The sequence below is a fragment of the Vibrio sp. V12_P9A6T4 genome, assembly GCF_963874835.1.
GTDB lineage: Bacteria > Pseudomonadota > Gammaproteobacteria > Enterobacterales > Vibrionaceae > Vibrio > Vibrio anguillarum.
Genome location: NZ_CAWNJO010000108.1, coordinates 1 through 7,380 on the forward strand (window position 1 = coordinate 1; position 7,380 = coordinate 7,380).

A 7,380-nucleotide genomic window follows, 5' to 3' on the forward strand; every position below is an offset into this window, starting at 1 on the left:
GCTGTTTTTTTTGATTTTCTATTTGTTCGAACAGAAAAAAGCCAAAAGACGCTAAAAATCGACTTTTTATTTACAATTTTTTAAAGTTATCACTAAAAAGAGATACTTTTTGCCAGTTTGTGTATTCAACTTCTTTTGAGGTATCAGTTTCACCGCCAGTCAATGACATGATGAAACGAATCATCACCTTATCGAAAAAGTGATAACGTGGATAGTAAAGAGCACCAGCGAAAACTCCGATTAGCTTGGGTTGCCATGCTGATTTACTGAGAAAGGTTTTAATATAGACACTTCCTTCTGGAGTATCTTTACCCTGCGCTTCTTTTCTTGCAGTTAAGTTGACACAAAAGAACGCCGCTTTAGCGAGTGCTAATTGCTCGGCATGTTTTTCTATAAATTGATAAAGCTTTTTATTTAAATGTCCGTAGCGAATAGAAGCACCAATTAAGACTCGATCGTAAAGAGCTAAATCAATATCCTCAATTTGATGTAAATCGGCAAGTTCGCAATCAAACTCAGAAAGTTCCTCTTTTATATAGTTAAGAATTTTCTTGGTTTGACCTTCACGGGAAGAATAGAGAAAAAGAGCTTTTTGCACGGGATATCCTTAACTGCGCCAAAACGTAGGGGTAAGCAGTATTAATAGTGTAAAAATTTCTAAGCGACCAAAGAGCATCGAAACAACCAATACCCATTTTGCACTGTCATTAACATCCGCAAAGTGTACGGAGACTTGACCCAATCCAGGCCCTAAGTTATTCAATGTTGCAGCGACGGCAGAAAATGCACTCAGTTCATCCATTCCTGTTGCGATCAATGCCAACATACACGCCACGAAGACCAGTGCGTACGCTGAGAAAAATCCCCAAACCGCGTCAACAACTCGCTGTGAAAGAGCACTTCCGCCCACCTTAATCGTATACACGGCTCTTGGGTGGATAAGGCGTTTCATCTCACGAGCACCTTGTAAGGTAAGCAATAAGATACGGATCACTTTCATGCCACCGCCCGTAGAGCCAGCACACCCACCTATAAATGAAGAAAACAGCAATAATACAGGTAAGAATAACGGCCAATCTGCAAAACCTGTTGTGGTAAAGCCTGCCGTCGTCGAAATGGATACCGTTTGAAATAGCGCCTGATCAAAAGCGTCATAAAAAGAGTCGTAAGAATGGTGTTTGAGTAAAATCGAAAAGCAAACCGCAAACAAAATGACTTGTATAAGAGCGAAAGCTCTAAACTCTGGATCTTTAAGGTAATATTTTGGATGAACACCACCTGTCGCAAACGCCGCGTAATGGAGCGTAAAATTACAGGCTGAAATGAGCAAAAAAACAACCGTAATTAAATTGATCGCATAACTGTCAAAATACCCCATGCTTGCATCATGAGTCGAAAACCCACCAATAGCGATCGTAGAGAAGCTATGACAAATCGCATCAAATAGGGTCATCCCTGCTGCCCAAAAAGCAGTCGCGCAGGCAATCGTTAAGCTTAAATAGATGTACCAAAGTGCTTTAGCGGTTTCGGCGATTCTTGGAGTGACTTTAGTATCTTTGACCGGGCCTGGAATTTCGGCTCGATATAACTGCATTCCCCCAATTCCCAATACTGGCAAAATGGCCACCGCTAGAACGATGATCCCCATCCCACCAAACCATTGTAAAAACTGCCGATAGAACAAAATCGCTTTAGGTAATTCATCTAACCCAACAATGACGGTTGCTCCGGTGGTGGTTAATGCTGAAAATGATTCAAAAAACGCATCAGTAACCGATACATTAGGGTTATCCGCCAACCAAAACGGTAATGAACCCGCACTACCGATAACCGTCCAAAACAGTACAACGATCAAAAAACCGTCTCTGGCTTTCAATTCATGTCGATAGCGGCGGTTTGGAAACCAAAAAAAACCGCCACACATCAACAATACAAAAAAGGTCGTGACAAAAGGTACACCTGCACCATCGCGGTACAGCAAAGCCACCAGCGCAGGGGCAAGCATAGAGACACTAAATAGCGCGAGCAAAAGCCCGACGATACGAATAATAGATCGAATTTGCATTGCTTTTTCTGAAGCGAAGCTTCTGACTTCCTAATTATTTTTTATGGCGGTCACTACAGCTTTTGCACCGCTTTTATTAATGATAGTTTGAGTAAAGGCATCAAGATGGCGCAATTCTATCTCAACAAGAAATTTAACCTGTTCTTTATAATCGGCTTCGACTTCTAATGCTTCATACTGCGCGATGATGGATTGAGCAATCGGCACAAAACCGTAGTCTAACGTTAGGGATAATTTTGTGGTGATTTTTTTCTCAATAGTTTGAAGCTGCTTGAGTGCTTGTTGTACTCCGCCACCATAAGCTTTAACTAACCCACCAGTGCCAAGACGAATCCCACCATAATAACGAGTGACGACGGCCGTTAACTCCCCGACACTCGATCCGGCTAGCTGCGCCAATATCGGTTTGCCCGCCGTCCCTGATGGCTCACCATCATCACTAAAACCCCACAACATCGAATCTTCCGGTCGTCCGGCAACAAAGCCCCAGCAGTTATGTCTGGCGTCGCTATGTTTTGTCTTTATTTGCGCAACGAAGGCTTTGGCAGCATCTACACTCGGAGTATGGGCCAAATAGGTAATAAAGAGGCTTTTTTTGATTTCCTCTTCAAATTGGGTGGGCAACGCTGGAATTAAATAAGGTTGTTCGTTCATGTGAAATCATAGATCGAGCGGATGGCAAGAGTGTAACACGTGCACTTAAAAAAGCAGCGCTGATCTCCATTTGCACTCAATGTTAAACAGTTGTTTAAAAAATGTATTGAAATTAAACAATCCTCAGGTCAAACTAAACCGACTGGTCAAACCAGAACCATTAATACAACAAAAACTCTCACACACGATCTTAAGGTTGTATGTCACGGAGATAGACAATGATTTACCAAGCCAACACCCTACAGGTAAAGGAATTACAAGATGGTATTGCGGAGTTGCGTTTCTGCTCCAAGGAGTCAGTGAACAAACTTGACCTTGCCACTCTTGAATCGCTCAACCATGCACTTGATGCCCTAAAAGCCCACCAAGGACTGAAAGGCCTTATTCTTACTTCCGATAAAGAATCTTTTATTGTCGGGGCTGATATCACTGAGTTTTTAGGCCTCTTTGCTAAACCTGCGCAAGAACTCGACCAATGGCTGCAATTTGCCAATAGCATTTTCAACAAACTAGAAGATCTACCCGTTCCGACACTAGCCGCTTTAACAGGGCACGCGCTAGGCGGTGGATGTGAGTGTGTACTCGCTACCGATTTCCGTATTGGTGATGCGACCACCAGCATAGGATTACCGGAAACAAAGCTTGGTATTATGCCGGGGTTCGGTGGCTGTGTGCGTCTGCCTCGTGTGATTGGTGCCGACAATGCTATGGAAGTGATCACTCAAGGCAAAGCATGTCGTGCTGAGGAAGCCCTTAAAATTGGGCTGCTCGATGCGATTGTTGATAGCGACAAACTGCTTGAGTCAGCACTCAAAACCATTACATCAGCCATCAATGAAACCGTTGATTGGAAGATGCGTCGCCAGCAAAAAACGTCCACGCTGACACTCAGCAAATTAGAAGCCATGATGAGCTTCACCATGGCCAAAGGCTTGGTTGCACAACATGCCGGACCTCATTATCCAGCGCCAATAACGGCTGTTATTGCAATAGAAGAAGCCGCGCGCTGTAGCCGTGATGAAGCATTGGCCATTGAGCGTAAACACTTCGTTAAGCTCGCTCATTCTGAAGCGGCGAAATCCTTGGTCGGTTTATTCCTCAACGACCAATATATTAAAGCACTGGCAAAAAAAGCGGCCAAATCAGCCAATAAAGAAACCGGCCGAGCGGCGGTACTTGGTGCGGGTATCATGGGCGGCGGCATTGCTTATCAATCGGCAATAAAAGGCGTGCCTGTTTTGATGAAAGATATCGCTCAATCGTCCCTTAATTTAGGTATGACCGAGGCATCTAAGTTACTCAACAAGCAGCTAGAGCGCGGAAAAATTGATGGTTTTAAAATGGCTAGCGTGCTCGCATCGATTACGCCTAGCCTCCATTATGCGGGGATTGAGCAAGCGGATGTGATTGTTGAAGCTGTGGTTGAAAACCCGAAAATCAAAGCCTCGGTACTAAGTGAAGTCGAAGCCAATGTTGGTGAGGATGCGGTTATCACCTCGAACACCTCAACCATTCCAATCAACCTACTGGCCAAATCACTCAAACGTCCAGAAAACTTCTGTGGTATGCACTTTTTTAACCCAGTACATCGTATGCCATTGGTGGAAATTATTCGTGGTGAACACACTTCCGATGAAACCATCAATCGAGTTGTCGCTTACGCGGCCAAAATGGGTAAATCCCCCATCGTGGTCAATGACTGCCCTGGGTTCTTCGTAAACCGCGTACTTTTCCCTTACTTTGGTGGCTTTAGTTTATTACTGCGCGATGGCGCTGATTTCACTCAAATCGATAAAGTGATGGAACGTAAGTTTGGTTGGCCAATGGGCCCAGCTTATCTTCTAGATGTGGTCGGTATTGATACCGCTCACCATGCACAAGCAGTCATGGCACAAGGTTTCCCTGAACGTATGGGTAAACAGGGCCGCGATGCTATTGATGCACTGTTTGACGCCAATAAATATGGCCAGAAAAATGGCAGCGGTTTCTATCAATACACTTTAGATAAGAAAGGTAAACCGAAGAAAACTTTCTCTGAAGAGGTCCTCACTGTTCTTAACGTAGAATGTGGTGATAAACGTACTTTTGATGATCAAACCATCATTGAACGCATGATGATTCCGATGATCAATGAAGTGGCACTCTGTTTAGAAGAGAAGATCATCGCCTCACCCCAAGAAGCTGATATGGCGTTGGTGTACGGCTTGGGGTTCCCTCCTTTTAGAGGCGGCGTATTCCGCTATCTCGATAGTCTTGGTTTACAAAACTACGTTGCAATGGCAAGCCAATACCAAGCATTGGGCGCGATGTATCATGTACCTCAACTGCTGCTTGATATGGCAGAAAAAGGCGAGACCTTCTACGGTGCTCAACAAGCAAGTTCTATCTAAGGAGAGATGTCCAAATGACTTCACATAAGAGAAATGTCGTAATTGTTGATTGCCTACGCACCCCGATGGGTCGCTCAAAAGGTGGGGCATTTCGTCATACTCGTGCGGAAGATTTATCTGCACATCTGATGAAAGGCATTTTAGCCCGTAATCCACAAGTCAACCTAAAAGAGATCGAAGATATCTACTGGGGCTGTGTACAACAAACCTTAGAACAAGGCTTTAACGTCGCGCGTAATGCGGCACTGTTAGCTGGCTTGCCGATTGAAATTGGTGCCGTCACCGTTAACCGTTTATGTGGTTCATCAATGCAAGCACTGCATGATGCCACCCGCGCCATTATGGTTGGTGATGCTGAAATCTGCCTTGTGGGCGGCGTTGAGCATATGGGACACGTACCGATGAACCATGGCGTTGATTTCCATCCCGGCATGTCAAAAACCGTTGCCAAAGCTGCGGGGATGATGGGGTTAACGGCTGAGATGTTAGGTAAAATGCACGGCATTAGCCGTGAGCAACAAGATGCCTTTGCCGCTCGTTCGCATCAACGCGCTTACGCAGCAACCGTTGAAGGCCGCTTCAAAAATGAAATCCTCCCCACTGAAGCTCATGCCGAAGATGGTACTCTGTTCACGCTCGATTTTGATGAAGTGATCCGCCCGGAAACCACTGTTGAAGGGCTAGCACAGTTACGTCCTGTTTTTGACCCAGCCAATGGTACTGTAACAGCAGGCACCTCATCGGCTCTGTCCGATGGCGCATCGGCAATGTTGATCATGAGCGAAGAGAAAGCCAATGCGCTTGGCTTAAAGATTCGTGCGCGAGTGAAATCAATGGCCGTCGCTGGTTGCGATCCTTCAATTATGGGTTACGGGCCAGTTCCGGCGACCCATAAAGCGCTACAGCGCGCAGGCCTCACCATGCAAGATATGGATGTGATTGAGTTAAACGAAGCGTTTGCAGCTCAATCTCTACCTTGCGCGAAAGATCTTGGTTTGCTCGATGTAGTGGATGAGAAGGTTAACCTAAACGGAGGGGCGATCGCACTGGGTCACCCTCTCGGGTGTTCTGGCACGCGCATCTCCACCACACTGATTAACTTGATGGAAGCGAAAGACGCCAAATATGGTCTAGCAACGATGTGCATTGGTTTAGGCCAAGGCATTGCGACTATTTTTGAGCGCCCATAACCATTCTGTTTTTCTTCTCACTGAAGAGTCTTTTAAGAGCCAGCTCTGCTGGCTCTTCTTATTAGGTTATTTAGCTTGAAGCCAATCACGATAAAGTTGATCGCTACTACCCAGATAATTTACCATCCACTCGATCAATTTATGATTATCATCTTTGCGCCATACTAAACAGCATTGACTAAGCAGTTTATCAACGGTGAGAACCCGTTCAACCAACCCACCATCAACAATCAAAGGTTGTGCAATGTGTCTTGGCATGTAGCCCACACCGACTTCATTTTTTAAGCATTCAATCGCACTATACCAATTCGGTAAAAGTAAGCGCCGTTGCTGCGGGTAGTGATCCGTATGCCGCTTGGGTAATACACTTGACGTGTCATCCAAACAAATCGCCGGGAACTGACTGACAAAATCTTCGGTTAAATAGGGCTCTTGAGCACAAGGGTGACGAGGAGACATTACAAATGCCCAATCCAACACGCCCATGTCACGCACTTCAAAATCACCACCGACAGGAATCGCAGAGGTTGCACCAATCACAATATCAGCTCGACCTTGCGCAATAGCTTCCCATGAGCCATTAAATACTTCCATGTTGATTTGCAGCTCAGCAAACTCAAACGTGCGATAAAAATCTTCCACCAGCGGTTTCATTTTGTCGAGTTTGACCACGTTATCAAGCGTCAATTTTAGCGTTTTCTGCCAACCATGCGCCGCGCGTTTAGTTTGTGAACGAATCTCTTCCATCTGCCTAAGCAATTGGCGAGCCTCCACCATAAACAGCTCACCAGCGGGCGTCAGTTCCACCTTTCTAGGTAAACGGCGAAATAGCAGCACATCCAAATCTTGTTCGACTTGGCGAACGCCGTAGCTGATCGCTGACGGCACTTTATGCAAAACCTCCGCAGCGGCGGTAAAACTACCCAACCGTGCGACAGTATCAAGCATTTCTAATGAGGATTTAGAAAACATAAGCCTTCAATTTTTTTGATGAATAACCAACAAATTTAGCGTTTCATTTAATATTAAACGAAAAATAGAATAGATGAGTAGATAAATTAAGGTTGGCATAGATTAATAC

General features: G+C 45.1%; 6 protein-coding genes. 2 read left to right on the forward strand and 4 right to left on the reverse strand.

Annotation, left to right across the window (positions count from 1 at the left end):
- Window positions 1-70: 70 nt before the first annotated feature.
- From hemG to AACQ42_RS16105, 3 genes are read right to left on the reverse strand one after another with little or no spacing between them, the layout of a single operon-like run.
- Entirely contained in the window at window positions 71-598 is a 528-nt protein-coding gene (hemG, locus tag AACQ42_RS16095) for a menaquinone-dependent protoporphyrinogen IX dehydrogenase (RefSeq protein WP_013855605.1), read from the reverse strand.
- Between the two features lie 9 nt (window positions 599-607).
- Window positions 608-2,065 (reverse strand): TrkH family potassium uptake protein, encoded by a 1,458-nt coding sequence (locus AACQ42_RS16100; protein WP_017046377.1) that lies wholly within the window; start codon window positions 2,063-2,065, stop codon window positions 608-610.
- A gap of 30 nt (window positions 2,066-2,095) precedes the next feature.
- Window positions 2,096-2,719 (reverse strand): YigZ family protein, encoded by a 624-nt coding sequence (locus AACQ42_RS16105; RefSeq protein ID WP_013855603.1) that lies wholly within the window; start codon window positions 2,717-2,719, stop codon window positions 2,096-2,098.
- Between the two features lie 218 nt (window positions 2,720-2,937).
- Here AACQ42_RS16105 and fadB point away from each other — a divergent pair, with 218 nt between their 5' ends.
- Entirely contained in the window at window positions 2,938-5,109 is a 2,172-nt protein-coding gene (gene fadB / locus AACQ42_RS16110; protein WP_094165828.1) for a fatty acid oxidation complex subunit alpha FadB, read from the forward strand.
- Window positions 5,110-5,123: 14 nt separating this feature from the next.
- Entirely contained in the window at window positions 5,124-6,299 is a 1,176-nt protein-coding gene (gene fadA, locus AACQ42_RS16115) for an acetyl-CoA C-acyltransferase FadA (protein WP_094165829.1), read from the forward strand.
- A gap of 66 nt (window positions 6,300-6,365) precedes the next feature.
- On the opposite strand, the gene punR is transcribed toward fadA, so the two are convergent.
- Window positions 6,366-7,271 carry a DNA-binding transcriptional activator PunR gene (gene punR, locus AACQ42_RS16120; protein ID WP_094147384.1) on the reverse strand — a complete coding sequence of 302 codons (906 nt, stop codon included), beginning with the start codon at window positions 7,269-7,271 and terminating at the stop codon, window positions 6,366-6,368.
- Between the last annotated feature and the right edge of the window lie 109 nt (window positions 7,272-7,380).